The sequence below is a fragment of the uncultured Cocleimonas sp. genome, assembly GCF_947495625.1.
In the GTDB taxonomy this organism is placed as follows: domain Bacteria; phylum Pseudomonadota; class Gammaproteobacteria; order Thiotrichales; family Thiotrichaceae; genus Cocleimonas.
In genome coordinates, this window is the sequence record NZ_CANLZW010000007.1 from 75,103 (window position 1) to 90,838 (window position 15,736).

Annotated in this window: 19 protein-coding genes; 9 read left to right on the forward strand and 10 right to left on the reverse strand. The window is 38.8% G+C overall.

Annotation, left to right across the window (positions count from 1 at the left end; translation table 11 throughout):
- Nucleotides 1–7 precede the first annotated feature (7 nt).
- The 8 genes from Q1A31_RS05600 to Q1A31_RS05635 all read right to left on the reverse strand — a co-directional run bounded on the left by Q1A31_RS05600 (nt 8) and on the right by Q1A31_RS05635 (nt 3,056).
- Nucleotides 8–208, reverse strand: a complete 201-nt coding sequence (locus Q1A31_RS05600; protein WP_299873571.1) for a hypothetical protein — start codon at nt 206–208, stop codon at nt 8–10.
- A 372-nt stretch (nt 209–580) separates the two neighbouring features.
- Nucleotides 581–823: a hypothetical protein gene (locus tag Q1A31_RS05605; protein WP_299873573.1), complete on the reverse strand. Its 243-nt coding sequence runs from the start codon at nt 821–823 to the stop codon at nt 581–583.
- Between the two features lie 113 nt (nt 824–936).
- On the reverse strand, nt 937–1,185 hold the full coding sequence (locus tag Q1A31_RS05610; protein WP_299873576.1) for a DUF3297 family protein: 249 nt from the start codon (nt 1,183–1,185) through the stop codon (nt 937–939).
- A 74-nt stretch (nt 1,186–1,259) separates the two neighbouring features.
- The gene (locus Q1A31_RS05615) at nt 1,260–1,445 is read right to left on the reverse strand and encodes a co-chaperone YbbN (protein ID WP_299873579.1); all 186 of its coding nucleotides are present in this window, start codon (nt 1,443–1,445) and stop codon (nt 1,260–1,262) included.
- A complete protein-coding gene (locus Q1A31_RS05620) occupies nt 1,446–1,589 on the reverse strand; it encodes a thioredoxin family protein (RefSeq protein WP_299873582.1) in 144 nt (47 codons plus the stop codon).
- A gap of 34 nt (nt 1,590–1,623) precedes the next feature.
- On the reverse strand, nt 1,624–2,277 hold the full coding sequence (locus Q1A31_RS05625) for a peroxiredoxin-like family protein (RefSeq protein ID WP_299873585.1): 654 nt from the start codon (nt 2,275–2,277) through the stop codon (nt 1,624–1,626).
- Between the two features lie 41 nt (nt 2,278–2,318).
- Entirely contained in the window at nt 2,319–2,591 is a 273-nt protein-coding gene (locus tag Q1A31_RS05630; RefSeq protein ID WP_299873588.1) for an RNA-binding protein, read from the reverse strand.
- A 156-nt stretch (nt 2,592–2,747) separates the two neighbouring features.
- A complete protein-coding gene (locus tag Q1A31_RS05635) occupies nt 2,748–3,056 on the reverse strand; it encodes a hypothetical protein (protein ID WP_299873591.1) in 309 nt (102 codons plus the stop codon).
- Between the two features lie 191 nt (nt 3,057–3,247).
- Between Q1A31_RS05635 and Q1A31_RS05640 the strand changes: the two genes are divergently transcribed.
- The 6 genes from Q1A31_RS05640 to Q1A31_RS05665 all read left to right on the forward strand — a co-directional run bounded on the left by Q1A31_RS05640 (nt 3,248) and on the right by Q1A31_RS05665 (nt 9,853).
- Nucleotides 3,248–5,188 carry a SulP family inorganic anion transporter gene (locus Q1A31_RS05640; protein ID WP_299873593.1) on the forward strand — a complete coding sequence of 647 codons (1,941 nt, stop codon included), beginning with the start codon at nt 3,248–3,250 and terminating at the stop codon, nt 5,186–5,188.
- Between the two features lie 84 nt (nt 5,189–5,272).
- Entirely contained in the window at nt 5,273–6,013 is a 741-nt protein-coding gene (locus Q1A31_RS05645) for an NYN domain-containing protein (RefSeq protein ID WP_299873596.1), read from the forward strand.
- A 7-nt stretch (nt 6,014–6,020) separates the two neighbouring features.
- Nucleotides 6,021–6,830: a class II glutamine amidotransferase gene (locus Q1A31_RS05650; RefSeq protein WP_299873599.1), complete on the forward strand. Its 810-nt coding sequence runs from the start codon at nt 6,021–6,023 to the stop codon at nt 6,828–6,830.
- 446 nt (nt 6,831–7,276) lie between these two features.
- Nucleotides 7,277–8,473 carry an RtcB family protein gene (locus Q1A31_RS05655; RefSeq protein WP_299873602.1) on the forward strand — a complete coding sequence of 399 codons (1,197 nt, stop codon included), beginning with the start codon at nt 7,277–7,279 and terminating at the stop codon, nt 8,471–8,473.
- Nucleotides 8,474–8,686: 213 nt separating this feature from the next.
- Complete coding sequence (locus Q1A31_RS05660) at nt 8,687–9,619, forward strand: hypothetical protein (RefSeq protein WP_299873605.1); 933 nt, start codon at nt 8,687–8,689, stop codon at nt 9,617–9,619.
- Nucleotides 9,620–9,658: 39 nt separating this feature from the next.
- On the forward strand, nt 9,659–9,853 hold the full coding sequence (locus Q1A31_RS05665) for a hypothetical protein (protein WP_299873608.1): 195 nt from the start codon (nt 9,659–9,661) through the stop codon (nt 9,851–9,853).
- Between the two features lie 54 nt (nt 9,854–9,907).
- On the opposite strand, the gene nhaD is transcribed toward Q1A31_RS05665, so the two are convergent.
- Nucleotides 9,908–11,245: a sodium:proton antiporter NhaD gene (nhaD, locus tag Q1A31_RS05670; protein WP_299873751.1), complete on the reverse strand. Its 1,338-nt coding sequence runs from the start codon at nt 11,243–11,245 to the stop codon at nt 9,908–9,910.
- Between the two features lie 643 nt (nt 11,246–11,888).
- Between nhaD and Q1A31_RS05675 the strand changes: the two genes are divergently transcribed.
- Nucleotides 11,889–12,323 carry a DUF6173 family protein gene (locus Q1A31_RS05675; protein ID WP_299873610.1) on the forward strand — a complete coding sequence of 145 codons (435 nt, stop codon included), beginning with the start codon at nt 11,889–11,891 and terminating at the stop codon, nt 12,321–12,323.
- Nucleotides 12,324–12,461: 138 nt separating this feature from the next.
- On the opposite strand, the gene Q1A31_RS05680 is transcribed toward Q1A31_RS05675, so the two are convergent.
- Nucleotides 12,462–13,385 carry a tellurite resistance TerB family protein gene (locus Q1A31_RS05680; protein WP_299873613.1) on the reverse strand — a complete coding sequence of 308 codons (924 nt, stop codon included), beginning with the start codon at nt 13,383–13,385 and terminating at the stop codon, nt 12,462–12,464.
- A gap of 823 nt (nt 13,386–14,208) precedes the next feature.
- Here Q1A31_RS05680 and Q1A31_RS05685 point away from each other — a divergent pair.
- Together Q1A31_RS05685 and zntR are read left to right on the forward strand one after the other, a co-directional pair.
- The gene (locus tag Q1A31_RS05685) at nt 14,209–14,949 is read left to right on the forward strand and encodes an ABC transporter substrate-binding protein (RefSeq protein ID WP_299873616.1); all 741 of its coding nucleotides are present in this window, start codon (nt 14,209–14,211) and stop codon (nt 14,947–14,949) included.
- 343 nt (nt 14,950–15,292) lie between these two features.
- Complete coding sequence (gene zntR / locus Q1A31_RS05690; protein ID WP_299873619.1) at nt 15,293–15,691, forward strand: Zn(2+)-responsive transcriptional regulator; 399 nt, start codon at nt 15,293–15,295, stop codon at nt 15,689–15,691.
- Nucleotides 15,692–15,736: the final 45 nt, after the last annotated feature.

The following is a 15,736-nucleotide window of genomic DNA, read 5'->3' on the forward strand; positions in this document are numbered from 1 at the left end:
TTCTAGTTTATTTATTCTGAAGTATTCTTAGTTCTTCACTCAAGCTTTTTATGTCTTTTTCCAGCTTCTGTACTGCTAGTTTAGATACTTGAGAAACCCCTGATTTTTTTGTCCCGGTAGCGCTCCAGCTTTCTGTTCCTTTTCTAGAACTAGCTAACTGAGCTTTCATTTCATTTATTTTATTTAGTAATAATTCTTTTTCATTCATTTTCTTGTACTCAATTGATTTGTTTAATTAAAGATATTGTAAAGCAAACGCGTGTTTTATGAACGTGAATCTATTTCTAATTCTTGCGAAGGGACAATTAACACGAATAAAAAAGTGCTTATAAGTAGGGGGGTGTCTAAATTAACGAATTAATAGTGAAAGCATAGATTTTGCGTCGCAAATTTATTTTTATGATTGGTTTTATTGTTTAGTGAGCGCTGAACGTATTACAGCAATTTCAGCCTTATCATTTACTGCTTCCCAATGTTTGCCATTTCCAAAAATGGCGATAACATCTCCCAGATTAATATCATAGCTACCGCACCATCCAAGTTTTGCTATTAATATATCCTGACTTTCTCCCTTTAAGACTTAATAGACTTTAACTCGAACGTTTTTGTCTGTGCTTCTAAACATATAGCCTTGACTATCTTCGGGAAGAATCGTTTTTTCTAGTTCTGGGATCGCGATACTGGAAACTCTTCCAATATATACCTGCTCATGAAGTTTGGCGCGATGACTGCCTTCAATTTGAATGGGATGCTCACACGCTTTTGCACTTTGAAATGTAATGAACAGGAAGGTAAATACAAAATAGTATTTAGAAGTAATCAATATGTGCTCTAAGACCTCAAAAATAATGGTCTGCTTGATTGACGTGTTAAATACACATCAATCATCAGGGTGAAATCGAGAAGTGACAAGTGACTTAGCAATTTATAACTCTATTAATTATAAAAGGCTTCAACCGTTCCTTTTAGCGTAATTAGAAGTGGTTGTCCGCGACGGTCCAACGCTTTAGGAGAAGCAACTTTTACCCAACCTTCACTAATACAATATTCTTCAACATCGTTGCGTTCTTTATTATTAAACTTGATGCCAATTTCGTGCTCGAAAATTTCTTTTACATGGTGTGGGCTACGAGGATTACCCGAAAGTCGGTCTGGCAATGGTGGTCGAGAATCAGTATCTGTCATGTGAATGTCCTTATTTTAAAATAGTGAGTGATTGTAGGTAATAAAGACTTGGCACTCAAGAATGTTATTACTAACTACAGTGCAAGCCACATGGAATAGGGCCTATCTAATTTCTCTTTCAGTTGAGAAATACTAAAAGCACCAAACTCTTCTTCGATGAGTTTATCTTCAATAAAGACTTTTACTACTGGCAGGCTAAATACACCGAATTGTGCGCATATTTCAGGTGATATTTCGCAGTCGATATAAGCGCTTTGCATTTAAGGGAAGTGTTCTTTCAGCATTGCCTCAAGATGTGGTCGTATGCTTTTGCAAACGCCACAAGTGGGGCCGCCAAATAAAATAAACAAAGCACCTTGGGATGATAGCTTTTCTATTAATGCAATATCTGTAAAGTTATTCATAGCATTGTTCATAGCGGGTGAATGTCATGGTGGTCTATTTAGACAGCTTCTGTAGTGCCTTAATAATATCCTCAGGCTCAGAGCGAGTGCGATAATCAACATCGACAAAGCGCCATGTAATGACACCATCAGTATCTAAAACAAAAGTCGCAGGAATCGGAAGCATGCTGCCATTGCCATTATTGATTTCTTCTAGATCAAGCTTACGGTCTACTTTCATGTGCTCTACAAGAAACTCTGGAACTTCCCATGCAACACCGTATTCAGCCGCAACTTTTGCATTCTGGTCAGACAATACAAGAAAGTCCATTTCACTAATGGCGTTCTTTGTCATCGACCCATCAGGTACTTGTGGGCTAATGGCAACCAATTCAGCACCTAGCGCATGAATATCACCTAAACGTGCTTGCAAAGCTCTAAGCTGTAAATTGCAGTAAGGACACCAGCTACCACGATAAAAAGTGACAACAAGAGGGCCTTTTGCCAGTAAAGCAGGCAATGATACTAATTTACCATCTGGATCTGGTAATTTGAAACCAGGTGCTTGCGTGCCCGTTTCAACAGCGTTGCTACCTTGTTGGAAGTCTTTTGCCTGCTTAATGATATCTTCGACGCCTTTCATAAACTCAGGGTTAGCTTGTCGAGACTCTTCAATTTTAGCCTCGGTCTGTTCTTTTAGACGTATCATGATCTTCCTTTAATATGCTGACTATTTTTTATTTGGGCTTGTTATTCATCTTTATTTTCAGCCTTATCTTCAGTTTTATCTTCAGCTTTCTTAACGCGTATTTTATTGCTACCGACTGCTTTGTTGTTTAAATGTTTGATTGCGGCTTTTGCATCACCTATTTTGGGCATCTCAACGAATCCAAAGCCTTTAGACGCGCCACTATTGATATCTTTTATCAGAGTGCAATATTGAACTGCGCCGAATTCTTCAAATAACTTTTGTAGCTCTTCTTCTGTTGTTGATCGATCTAAGTTACGTACTAATAATTTCATTTATAATCCGATGGGTAATTTTTCATTGAGGACACGTTTTGGTTAATTAGCATTACATCGCAATAAACGGTATTAGCTAGTTCTGCGAAACGTGTTTTTGTTGTGAGAATATTTGCTAGTCTGTTCTGTTCTGTTATTTATTAATGTATTAATATATTAATGTTTTGTTTCTACATCTTCTGCATCAATTGGCCAAGTGTTAAAAACAAGACAGCTTCCACTTGCCTTTGCTTCTTTAAAGTATTGATATCTTTCTTCACTTTTCTTTAAATCACCTTTAAATACCCAAGATACTTCGTCAGTTTCTTCAGCGTACCAACCTGCATCTTCGATGTAATACCTGGCAATCACTTCAGCACCTTCCTCATCCTTAAAATTAATATAAGCATTCACATAGGCACCGCCAAGTTCTTTGGACTCATTATTATCAGGTTTTGGCTTGGCTACTATGGTAAATATAAACATAATTCTTCTGATCTATTGTTGGTATTCAAAAAGACACCCCCGTACTTTAGGGCACTTTTTTCTTATTATACGATGCTTAGTTTAAAGAATGATCGAATTGTCTTAAATTAGATTAATTAATCCATAAATAAAATAGATTATAGAAAATTGTTGATTAGTTTCTGCTATCTTTATGATAATAATGAAATAGTATGAATCAGCATATTTTGATTCAAATAAAAAAGCACAATAAAGACACCAATAGGGCAAGAATGAACGAATACTTATTACAACTGGCGCGCGATGGAAAAAAACGTTTCGTTCCTTTTCTTGACTGGATTTTTGAACTTAAAAATCCGCAAATTTTAAGAGCTGATGTCATTGCGGGTATTACTGTCGCATTGGTGCTAATTCCGCAGTCGATGGCTTACGCACAGCTCGCAGGCTTACCTCCGCAGATGGGTTTATACGCTGCTTTTCTGGTTCCGATTGTTGCCGCGCTTTTCGGTTCGTCGCGACAATTACAAAATGGTCCGGTCGCGATTATATCTTTGATGACGGCAGCCGCTTTATTGCCCCTTAATCTTGATGCGACGCAATATGTAGCTTATGCCGCGATGATTGCGATTCTCGCAGGTGTCATGCAAATGTTATTGGGCTTTTTGCGTTTAGGCATCATGGTTGATTTTCTCTCGCATCCTGTTGTTATTGGTTTTACGAATGCCGCCGCGATTGTTATTGCCAGCACCCAAATTGGTAAAATTTTAGGGGTTAATCCAGAAACAGGTGTTCACCTTTATCAAACGTTATGGAATCTTGTGTTAGCGATACCGCAAACCCATTTTGTCACATTAATGATGGGCGTTTTCTCTTTGGCTTTATTATTTGGTTTGAAGAAATTCACACCAAAATTACCCAATATTATTATCACGGTTGTGGTCACTATATTAGTTTCATGGGCAATCGGTTATGAGCAAATGGGAGGTGCAATTGTTGCTGATATTAAAAGTGGTTTGCCTTCATTAGTTATCCCTACAATCATTCCCAAAGATCTAGGCTTCTTGTTATTGCCCGCTTTCATGATCGCTTTATTGAGCTTTGTAGAGGCGTTTTCAATTGCTAAAGCAGTGGCCTCTAAAACGCGCCAACATTTATCTGCAGATCAGGAGATGGTCGGCAAAGGCTTAGCGAATGTAGTTGCGGGTGTCACCCAGGGCTATGCTGTTTCGGGTTCATTTTCACGTACCGCTGTGGCTTATGATGCCGGCGCAAAAACTGGCTTTACTGCGATTGTTTCAGGCATTATTGTCGGTATAACCTTATTGTTTTTAACGCCCTTACTTTATCATTTGCCTGTGGCGACGTTGGCAGCAGTGATTATTGTTGCGGTAATTGGGTTATTCCATTTTGAGCCTTTTCACCACGCCTGGAAAGTCAATCCACACGATGGTTTTGTTGCGTTAGCAACGTTTTTATCGACGTTATTTTATGCGCCGCATTTAGAAATGGGGATTCTTGTTGGCGTAGTTTTGTCACTTGTTTTCTATCTTTATCGCACTATGCAACCACATTTTGCCGAAGTCTCGTTAACCGAAGAAGGCGTGTATCGTGATGCTCGACTGAATGCCCTTAAAACCAGTGAAACCGTTGCATTCTATCGTTATGATGGCGATTTATATTTCGCCAATGCAGGTTATTTAGAACGCAAATTGCTTAATGCAGTGGCAGACAAACCTAAGTTAAAAGTGATCGTATTAGACTTGGAAGCGGTTGATCAAATTGATGCGACAGGTGAAGAAATGCTGGGTCATATGTCGGAACGCCTGGCTGAAGCAGGCATAGAATTCTATTTCTCGCGGGTTAAATTTAAAGTCGAAGATGCTCTGAAACGTTCTGGTTTATATAAGATTATTGGCGCAGATCATTTCTTTGATAAACGCACCCGTGCAATTAAAGCAATAAAGGAAAAATACGGCGACAGCGTTGATGTCTCGCATTTGATGTATCATAAGCCCGTGGAAATCATTGTCTATGAAGGTGATACAGACAATGATGAAGAAAAAGAAAAAAAAGCTAAAGATGATGCTGCTGAGGAAGCCGCCACAGGTGGTAAAGCACTCATTAAAATAGAAGATCAGAAAAAAGAAAGTTAATTTGTCACCCCCCTACTTATCAGTACTTTTTTAGCCTAAAAGTAGGGGGGGACATTATAAGTTTTAAAATATCAGGAGATATTTGTGTCAGAAAGAAAAAGAATCGCGCTGCTTATCGATTGCGATAATGTAAGCCACAACTCGATAGAAGGTGTTTTAGAAGAACTTGCAAAATACGGCATGGTAAATGTTCGTCATGCGCATGGTGACTGGAATAACTCATCGTTGTCTGGCTGGATTAATCGATTACACCCAAACGCGATAAGGCCGATGCAGCAATTTGCGTATACCAAAGGCAAAAACGCGACCGACTCTGCGATGATTATCGACGCAATGGATTTACTCTACAGTGGCAGTATTGATGCGTTTGCCTTGATGACCAGCGATAGTGATTTCACGCCACTGGTTCTTCGAATTCTTGAGAGTGGATTACCTGTTTATGGCTTTGGTGAAAAGAAAACGCCGCAGCCATTTGTTGATGCATGTTCGCCATTTATCTTCACAGAAAATTTAGCGCAAGAAGAAAAAGAGAAAACAGGTAGCACAGATAATACATCCACTAAGAAAGCGAAGAAAAGTAAAGCTGAACTTAGACGTGATAACGCACTGGTGAAGTTATTAAGGACGGCAGTTGAGCAGTCATCAGAAGATGACGGTTGGGCGCACATGAGCCATGTCGGACACTATATTTCCAATAACAGCTCTTTCTCATCCATAAACTATGGCTACAGAAAGCTGGGTGATTTGATTAGAGCCAGCGAGTTATTTGATATAGAAATGAGAAATGACGGCTCGGTTATGTACATAAAAGATGCGCGTAAATAATTGATCAATGTGTGAGTTATTTGCCATGTGTAGCTCGGTTCCCGCTGAAGTTTCATTTTCTCTGGATGAGTTTTCCAGGCATGGTGGTCTGACCGACCTGCACAAAGATGGCTGGGGAATTGCCTATTATGATAATAATGATGCGCGCATCATTAAAGAAGCCTGTACTGCAAGTGAAAGTGGTTATCTTAAGTTCGTCAAGGATCTCAGTATTCACAGCAAAATTATCATTTCGCACATCCGTCTGGCAACACAAGGGGAGGTCAGTACCAGAAATACTCAACCGTTTACCCGCGAATTAGGTGGCAAACAGCATGTTTTTGCGCACAATGGTGACCTTCTCGAAATCGATACAAAAGAAGAATTCAAGTCAAAGCGATTCAGGCCAATAGGAAACACAGACTCAGAATTTGCTTTCTGTTATCTGATGGAGAATATGAGCAAAATCTGGGATCAGGAAACAGCGCCTGACTTGGTATCACGTTATAAAGTCTTTGCTAGTTTTGTAAGCAAAATGAGTACTCTGGGCATCGCCAATGTCATTTATTCAGATAGTGATTATGTTTTCAATCATAGCCACAAAAGAATTTCTCCGGATGGTGATCTTCTGCCGGGCCTATATATGACGTGTCGACGCTGCTCTGCTTGTGAAACCGATGTGGCCATCGATGGCTTAGAGCTGGATAAACTTAACTCAAAGGATGTAATGCTAATCGCCAGCGTACCACTCAGTGACGAAAAATGGTTTGAAATTCCAGAGGGTGAAATCAGGGTGCTAAGAAACGGTGAAGTGATTACTATCACTGACGAATTTTGATAAGTCACTAACTTGGAAGTGAGGTTTCGAAAAGTAGCTAAGTCATAGAATAAACTTAAAAACTGCCTAAAAGTAGGGGGGTGACTTTTATACTTAAATTTGATCCATCTATCCTAAAATTGTGTGCTTTTCCTGTAAATCACCTACAAATAATTGACAGACAATAAAAATTAGCGCAAAGTCCCCGCCACTTTTAACACACAAGCTTTTGAAAATTATCATTTAGCTTACTAAACAAATACTGGAGATACACATGTTCAATCAAAATCAGAAATTTATCGACTAATCTCCCATGCAATTGCTGGGAGCTTGGTTTAAAAAATAACTAAGCGTCACCCAGCCAATGTATACGATTTCTGTATGAACATTGAAACCCTGAGTGACGCGAGTCCTCAGGGTTTTTTTATGCCTGCGAGGAATTGAGAAATAAAACTAGGTACAGAAAAATGCCAATTCAAAAAACATTAAACAAAGGCAAAGTTCCCGTAAAAATATTTACCAATGATGTTGATAGTGCATCGATGACGCAGTTGACGAATATATCCCAACTGCCATTTATCCATCATCACATTGCAGCTATGCCTGATGTGCATGTCGGCAAAGGCGCTACTGTGGGTTCGGTGATTCCGAGCAAAGACGCAATCATCCCCGCCGCAGTTGGCGTGGATATTGGTTGCGGCATGAATGCGGTGCGAATTTCGTTAAAAGCACATGATTTACCCGATACCTTGAGACGCTCACGAAGAGCGATTGAAGATCAAGTACCTGTCGGTTTTGATATGCATAAACGCGAAGCGATTAACGCTTCAACGTGGAACTCGATGGAAAGACCATTGAAAGCCATAACGGACAAACACCCCGGATTAACAAAAATGGTGCGAAATTTTCACCATACATGGGGTCGTCAGTTAGGAACTTTAGGTGGTGGTAATCACTTTATCGAATTGTGTATTGATGAGAACGATGATGTCTGGATCATGCTGCACTCAGGTAGCCGTGGAATTGGAAACGCAATCGGTCGCTATTTTATTAATTTAGCAAAAAAAGATATGGGAAAACAGTTGGGTCATTTGCCTGATAAAGAACTCGCCTATTTCACCGATGGCGCACAACATTTTGATGACTATGTTGAAGCAGTAGGCTGGGCGCAAGATTACGCGATGGTTAATAGACGCGAAATGATGCGTTTGACGATCAAGGCCTTGCAAGCTGAATTGCCACCGTTTATTGCAACCAAAGAAGCGATCAACTGCCATCACAATTATGTGCAGAAAGAAATGCATTACGGCGAAAACGTGTTTATCACGCGCAAAGGTGCAATTCGAGCAGGTGTGGATGACTTAGGTATTATCCCCGGAAGTATGGGAGCGAAATCCTATATCGTTCGTGGTAAAGGCTCTAAAGCATCGTTTTGCTCGTGTGCACACGGAGCAGGTCGAAAAATGAGTCGGACAAAGGCTAAACGTCAATTTAACCGATTCGATTTAGCAGCACTGACCGAAGGTGTTGAATGCCGTAAAGATAAAGGCGTCGTGGACGAAATTCCATCGGCCTATAAAGATATCGATACGGTAATGAAAAATCAGCACGATTTGGTTGAAGTGGTGCATACCTTAAAGCAAGTGCTTTGCGTAAAGGGGTAAAGACACCCCCCCACTTTAAGCCACTTTTTTAAAAAGATTAACTAAATGAATTTCAGGAGAATAATATGATTTATCTAATAAATACAGTTGGTTGGTTGTGCCACACATTAGCGGCGCAACTCAAACAAACCCTGTTACTTAGGGAACGAATACAAATCTAGAAAGAGCATTCCAATCTGTAAAAAAGCGATTGGATTGCGGGAAGAAAAAATTATGGAATTACATGAAGTAGAAGAAATTATAAGTTGTTTAGCGGGTGATAGAACCAAGTTTTATTACTTTCGTGATCGCTATGCGTTAATGCTATTAACAGATTACATCACTGAAAAAGTAGGCGAAAAGCCAATCTCAGTGGCAGAGTTAAAGCGTTCGTGCTTCGCAAATCTGCTTAACAAAACACCCGTTAAAAAGGCGCTGGCACAATCTGGTAACGGATACATTACGGCCAAAGATCTAGAGATGATTTGGGATGAAAATCCATTAGCATTTGTAGTAACGCTGGGTCAGTGGGGTTCTGGTAAAAAGGAATGGCGCTGGAAGCAAATGAGCAGAAGTGGATACCACTTAGTGCTACAGCTGAATATGGCGACTGATCATACACAACAGTTACAAAAGCTAATCCGCCCTGAAGATGCACACACCTTTAATTATTGGGGACATCCGTCTTTAACAAAAGGTGATCGCGGAACCTTGGCATGGGTACGTTTGGATCTAGACTTTGAAACCGATGAGGTATTGATTGAAGAGATTCAATGCGATTGGATTCGAAAAGTGAGATCTGCTGTTAAGTACGATTACAGCTGGTACGGAGATTATAGTAAAGCTGAATTGGAAGCTTACGCTAACGATGTATTAGAGCCGTATGCAAAGATTTGGCAAGAAGCCATGTTAGCTGCGACGATTGATTTCGTGCGCAATGAACTAGGCATCAAACAAGTCTACTATCACAGCTTTGAGAATGGCGCGCGACTTAAAAATATCGGGCATAGCAAACCGCCACGTTCTTTATATACCCAGCTACCAAAACAGTTTGGGTTTAAGAAAAGCTGGTACGCACCGGAGTTTTTGATGCGTGAGAAGAAGATTAAATATTTTCAAGAACGAGTGGAAGAACCTTGTTGGTTCAGGCTTCCAGTGAGTTCATAACCGTCGCATTGCGACAATCAGTAAGTAAGGAGTAAGTTAATGCCTAAGGTAAATAAAGTGCATAAAAAACGTAACCCTGTAGCCCTGTCTGCAATTCTGCGTAAGGGCGGGGTACATGAGAAAAGTCGTAAAGCAAAACGACAGAAACAGAAAAGTGAGTTACGCAAAACTGTTTCAAAAGCAATGGCCACATATCGTGGCCATTCTTTTGTCTGGGTTTTATCTATTTATTAGTGATGTAAAAGTGCCCCTAAGTAGTGGGGTGATTATTACTATCTAAATCGCAGATTAAAACGAAAGTTTATAGATCATCATATGAACGCCAATGCTTGCGATGTATCCCAATGCAATAGCCCATGCCCATTTGAGATGAGACATGAAAGTGTAAATGCCACGAGCTTGTCCCATAAGCGCTACACCAGCTGCTGATCCTACAGATAGCAAAGATCCACCAACACCAGCGGTTAACGTTACTAGTAACCATTGGCCTTGAGTCAGTTCAGGATTCATACTAAGAACAGCAAACATAACGGGAATATTATCAACTACTGCTGACATCACACCCACTAAAATATTGGCATAGGTTGGTCCTAAAACACCATAAAGTAGACCAGAAACTTGTGCAAGATAACCTAATGCGCCTAAGCCACCCACACATAAAATAACGCCATAGAAAAACATCAATGTGTCCCACTCTGAGCGTTGTAACTGGTTGTAGATATCAAAACGTCCGATACGATTATCATCAACGTGTGATTTGTCTGTGTTTTTTAGATGATGACCATACAACTGCAAAAAGCCTAAACCAGTCATCATGCCTAGCATCGGTGGAAGATGGAACGCATTATGGAAAGTCACCGCAAGTGCGATCGTGAAAATAAATAAACCAACAACAACGAATGCACCGTATTTGAGACGTGTTTCTTCTTTTTTAGGTTGGGGCTTCGCTTTTGGCAAAAAGAAAGAAAGGATAATGGCTGGTATCAACCAGTTAACCAAGGCTGCAGGAAGTAAGCCGAGGAAACCGCCGAAAGGCACTTTACCTGCTTGCCACACCATCAAAGTAGTGATATCGCCAAACGGACTAAAAGCACCACCTGCATTCGCTGCAACCACAATATTGACACAGGCAAGTACTACAAACGCTTTGATAGTTGGATTTGCCATGATGGCTTCACGACCACCAGATACCGAGATAACCACTGCTGCCATCAATAATGCAGTTGTTAAGTTATCTGCTAACGGAGAGATAATAAAAGCCAGTGCGCCGGTAATCCAATAGATGCCTTTTAGGGTAAAACCTTTGGAGATTAACCAACCTCGGAGCGCATCAAATACGCCTCGTTCTTCCATGGTGTTGATGTAGGTCATCGCCACTAACAGGAATAAAAACAGATAGGCATACTCAAGAATATTGTGGCTTAGAAAAGCATCGACTTGATCAGACTGTCCGATATCTGCATACGACAGCGCAACAATAACCCAGATTAAACCAGCCGCTACAATTACCGGCTTGGATTTTCTCAAGTGAATGACATCTTCCAGAATAACAAAGGTATACGCGATAACAAAAATGGCAATGGCTAACCAGCTTAAAGTACTTGCGGTGAAATCATGAGGAATCATGCTGGCAGCGGATGATGCAAATGCAGGGCTGATGCATGATATTAATAAGAGGATTATTAGTGATGTTTTTGCGAAAGGAGACAAGGTAATACCTTCAATTATAACTATCGATTAGAGCTATTTCAGGTTAGCTCTGCCAAAAAAGGGCGGGATTGTAGCATGGTTATTTTGATATTTTTCAATTAGTTATTATGTGAGAATCCTCAGTTAATTTGATCGATCAGTTGCTACAAGCGCGAAAGCCATAGTTCTTCTCATATATCGGTGTGATAGCGATTAAATTAAGGGATATAGAGTATTACTAATAGTTTGTTTGGTATCACAAATAATTTACAGGAAAAGGGCTAGAGATTAACTAGATTTGGCTTATAAAAGAGTAGATTAAGGTCTAAACAATGCACTGATAATAAAGAGATGCTGAAATAATTTATCAAAAAATCTGGTTATGTATAAATTTTAAGATCCTTTCTAAACAACAAAAACAAGTTGTGGTTCAAAAGTAGGGGGTGTCATTCTTAATTATTTTATTCTTTATGGCTATGCAAAGTAATTTCTTAGTAAAACTATGAACTTAGAAGAGAGTTATAGCACTAATAAAAAATAGGAATAATAACTATCAATAACAACTGTCAAGGACGATAGAATGGAAGCTACATGCTGTAATTTTGAAAAAGAAGATATTTTCAATACAATATTATTGAAAAGTAAGGCAGCAATATCTAATTGCCAGATTCTAATCAGTTCTAAATTAACTCAAAATATTAACAATACTGATATTGTGATCTGGATTAATGACCTTCATAAATCACTGGATGATGACCATGAAGCGGGTATGCAAATAGATCATTTAGGTAAGCAGGTCGTTTTTTATATCGACCATATTGCTTATAAAAATAACTCTATGATTTATTTTAAAGGGAGCACCGAAAATGGTAAACAAGTGCACTTTGTTAAACATTTCTCTGATCTAAATATAAAGTTGATTGCACTTAAGAGAAGATCATCAGACCAGCAAAAAACACCTTTTGGCTTTGCAGATTGGGCTGAATATAAGGCTGAGAAATCTAAACTGAATTAAATTGATATTTTTAGTATTTCTAATAAATAAAAGATTAACCCAAAAAAAAGCGACTCAATGAGTCGCTTTTTTAGTTTTAGCATAAACCTAAAAGCTCTTACTAAAAATCTTTTGAGTAAAAGCTAGGCAAAGTAAATTTTACGAATAAATCTTTGGTGCACCTAGTTGCTCGTGTATCTGATTTACAAGTTGTGGCTTCATGTTAAGGCCACGTGCCAGTTCATCAAGGTACTTCGCTTCTTTATTGTGATCCAGATCGATAGCCATTAGTGAGATTGCATAGATCTGTTGCTCCATACCTCTTGGGATACGACGAGTAAATTCTTCAACGTCTAACGGTGCGCGGAATTCACTGCGTACAAAGTCAGCTTCTGCCTGAGAGACATCACCTAATTTGCCGATGACTTTTTCTTGTTCTGCTTCGTCAATTTGTCCATCTGATTTTGCAGCATTAATCATTGCACGGATAATCAGCGTAGCGTGATCAGCTGCTTGTGATTGATCTACACCTACTGGTAACAGGTCTGCATCTTCATAGCCAGGATTTGGCGCTGTGCTGTTTTGATTTTGAGCGTATTTAGTTAGTGCGCCACCAAGTAATCCACCTAGACCACCTGCACCACCAAGACCAGAACTATTAGATTGTCCGCCGCCTAAAAGACTACCGAGTAAATCACCCATCCCGCCGCTTTGTGGAGCTTGTTGTTGACGTCCGCCAGCAAGGCTTCCTAGTAAGTCGCCTAATCCGCCACCGCTTTGTCCGCCACCAGCTAAGCTTCCTAGTAGATCACCAAGACCTCCGCTACCTTGTTGTTGCTTTTGACCACCGAGTAATCCACCCAGCACGTCAGCCATGCCGCCGCCACTTGTGTTGCGCTGGTTTCCACCAATAAGTCCACCAAGGATGTCACCTAATGCGCCGCCACCTTGTGTCTGTTGATTTTGCGCCCCACCTAGAGCTGAACCTAGAATACTGCCTAAGACATTGCCTCCAGAACCTTTTGATAATGCACCGTTGCCAAGAAGACTACCTAATATCTTAATCGTATCAATAGCATCCATTTTTTTCTCCTTTGAATATTTGAGGGGCGTAATGAGCATTTGCCCATAACAATTTTAAACGCCATAAGTTTAGTTTAAAAACCCTAAGGCGTCTGGTATTACTTAAGATTGGTATTAGAATCGTTATATCAAGTTCATGCCAATTTGATTGATTAACGGTATTTTTGACGCTAACTTTAGTTTTAATTGATATCTAAAAAGTTATTCAGCGCGAAATTTTTTGAGGTATATAAAAAGAAGAGAAAGAAAGTGAAAGGAAAAGCGAACTCTTAGGAAGCTCCTTTTATAACTTTCAATTGGATGTTGTTGTGAGATAGCTATTAAAAATACATTGAGTTTCTTAAAGGGTTCTAAAATTTATGCTCGGTTGATACAAGTAAACTAGCGTTAATTAATGCTGGTGATTACTAATGAATTTAATCAAATACTATTAATTGAATAAATAAAATTCGTGATAAATAAAAATTATTTGTTCGCAACAATATTTCTAGTATTATTGCTCAATATAAACTGTGCAAGTAGCACTATGAAGTCATTTTATAGGGTGTCATATATAAAAATAAGGCACTATTAAAAATAGACATCAATGGATATAAATTCTTCACAAAAAATAAAAATAATATTAAGTGGGAGAAAATAAAAAATATTAACGCTTACATTTAACATGGCCCCAAAAAAATTCTAACTAAGCCTCTATTTTAGAAAGTTATTTTAAGCTATTTGGAGAGAGATTTTTATCAATAAGGAAAGCTATTGCATAAATTTAATTAGCAAAAAAGTTGCTTTTATTTCTGTGCCTGCCTATAAATTGCCTCGACTATTTTTGACACTTATCACGAGTTTCATAATCAGCTTATCTTTAGTTTTATCGACAAGTGTTCAGGCAGAAACTTTAAAACTAGGTATTGTTAATTTACATCCACACATGTTTTTGGATGAAAATAAGCAGCCGAGAGGTGCAGCGATCGATTATTTCAATATCGTCGCAAAGCGTATGGGCCTGACAGACTATGAGTTTGAAGAATATCCATTAAGCCGCCTAGTTCAACGTTTAGAAGAAGCATCACTGGATGCCGCTTTGTTTTTGGCAAAAAATCCAAAACGAGAATTAATATTTCAATACCCAAAACTGCCATATTCCGAAATTAAGTCAGGCATAGTGGTGAATTCGTCATCTGCATTAAGTCAGGTTTCATCAGGAACTGATTTATCAGGTTTTAGAATTGGCACTATACAAAATTCGTTTGTATCTCCGATGTTAACTAAAAATAAGGTTGATCTTGATCCTCTGCCAGGGTTAGAAGCACCAGGAAAAAATCTTAAAAAATTAGCATTTAACCGTTTAGACGCAGTCTATTTGCCCTGTTATATATCAATAACCAGTGAAATTACTAAGCTAGGTATGAAGGATAAATTCAAGGTGCTTAATTTACCTGAGCCACCGATTCAAATTTTCACTGCTTTCTCACCGTTTGTTGATTCTGATCTTGTGAAAAAATATGAATCTGTTGTTTATGAAAGTGATATTGAACTCTATAAGGAGTTAGTTGAACATTATTTATAACATTTCAATGTATTATTTTAATGATAGAACCTCTGTGAATAGTCTGTTTGCATGACTAATTTAAGGTCACCCCCCATCTTTTAGCCGTTTTTTTGATAATAAATAAAATTACACTTCATCCCTCTCTTGTTAGTCTCTTCAAGTTTCCTGTTTTATCTAGGTTTTCCTAAAATCACTTGCATCATCACTTGCAACTTCACTTAGAGATGCGAATTAAGTGATAAGAAATACCACACAGTAAATTGATCTGAATCTAGTTAATGTAAATTACAAGTATTGCCTTGACCCTATAGTAGACTTTAGGGTTTATACTCAAAGCATAAATAGTAATAAGGTTTCTAAAATGCGCATTGGTGAGCTTTCGAAAAATACAGGGTTTCAAGTTGAAACTTTACGCTTCTATGAAAAGCAGGGCCTGATCTCACCTGTGGGAAGAACAGAGTCAGGCTATCGTGAATACGATCAAGAGTCTCTTAAGCAGTTGCATTTTATTCAACAGGCGAAGTCGGTTGGTTTCTCATTGAATGAAATTTCGGAATTACTCACTTTACGTGTCGAAAGGGATCAGCACAGTTGTTCTGAAGTTAAAACTATCGCAGAGCAAAAACTGGTACAGATAGAAAGTAAAATCAATGAGTTAAATAAAATGCGTGATGCATTACATAAAATTACTGATGCGTGTTGTGGTGGGCCAGAACCTGCGACCTCTTGTACGATTTTAAATGCATTGGATAACGTTTAGGACTAGCAATTAAAACAAAAACTAGTTTTATGGACAGGAATAGAA

Bases quoted from the DNA above. Each gene is read 5' to 3' on its own strand.
- Q1A31_RS05600 (WP_299873571.1), bottom strand. From the start codon at position 208: ATGAATGAAAAAGAATTATTACTAAATAAAATAAATGAAATGAAAGCT.
- Q1A31_RS05610 (WP_299873576.1), bottom strand. From the start codon at position 1,185: ATGACAGATACTGATTCTCGACCACCATTGCCAGACCGACTTTCGGGT.
- Q1A31_RS05615 (WP_299873579.1), bottom strand. From the start codon at position 1,445: ATGCAAAGCGCTTATATCGACTGCGAAATATCACCTGAAATATGCGCA.
- Q1A31_RS05620 (WP_299873582.1), bottom strand. From the start codon at position 1,589: ATGAATAACTTTACAGATATTGCATTAATAGAAAAGCTATCATCCCAA.
- Q1A31_RS05625 (WP_299873585.1), bottom strand. From the start codon at position 2,277: ATGATACGTCTAAAAGAACAGACCGAGGCTAAAATTGAAGAGTCTCGA.
- Q1A31_RS05630 (WP_299873588.1), bottom strand. From the start codon at position 2,591: ATGAAATTATTAGTACGTAACTTAGATCGATCAACAACAGAAGAAGAG.
- Q1A31_RS05635 (WP_299873591.1), bottom strand. From the start codon at position 3,056: ATGTTTATATTTACCATAGTAGCCAAGCCAAAACCTGATAATAATGAG.
- Q1A31_RS05640 (WP_299873593.1), top strand. From the start codon at position 3,248: ATGAATCAGCATATTTTGATTCAAATAAAAAAGCACAATAAAGACACC.
- Q1A31_RS05650 (WP_299873599.1), top strand. From the start codon at position 6,021: ATGTGTGAGTTATTTGCCATGTGTAGCTCGGTTCCCGCTGAAGTTTCA.
- Q1A31_RS05655 (WP_299873602.1), top strand. From the start codon at position 7,277: ATGCCAATTCAAAAAACATTAAACAAAGGCAAAGTTCCCGTAAAAATA.
- Q1A31_RS05660 (WP_299873605.1), top strand. From the start codon at position 8,687: ATGGAATTACATGAAGTAGAAGAAATTATAAGTTGTTTAGCGGGTGAT.
- Q1A31_RS05665 (WP_299873608.1), top strand. From the start codon at position 9,659: ATGCCTAAGGTAAATAAAGTGCATAAAAAACGTAACCCTGTAGCCCTG.
- nhaD (WP_299873751.1), bottom strand. From the start codon at position 11,245: ATGATTCCTCATGATTTCACCGCAAGTACTTTAAGCTGGTTAGCCATT.
- Q1A31_RS05675 (WP_299873610.1), top strand. From the start codon at position 11,889: ATGGAAGCTACATGCTGTAATTTTGAAAAAGAAGATATTTTCAATACA.
- Q1A31_RS05680 (WP_299873613.1), bottom strand. From the start codon at position 13,385: ATGGATGCTATTGATACGATTAAGATATTAGGTAGTCTTCTTGGCAAC.
- zntR (WP_299873619.1), top strand. From the start codon at position 15,293: ATGCGCATTGGTGAGCTTTCGAAAAATACAGGGTTTCAAGTTGAAACT.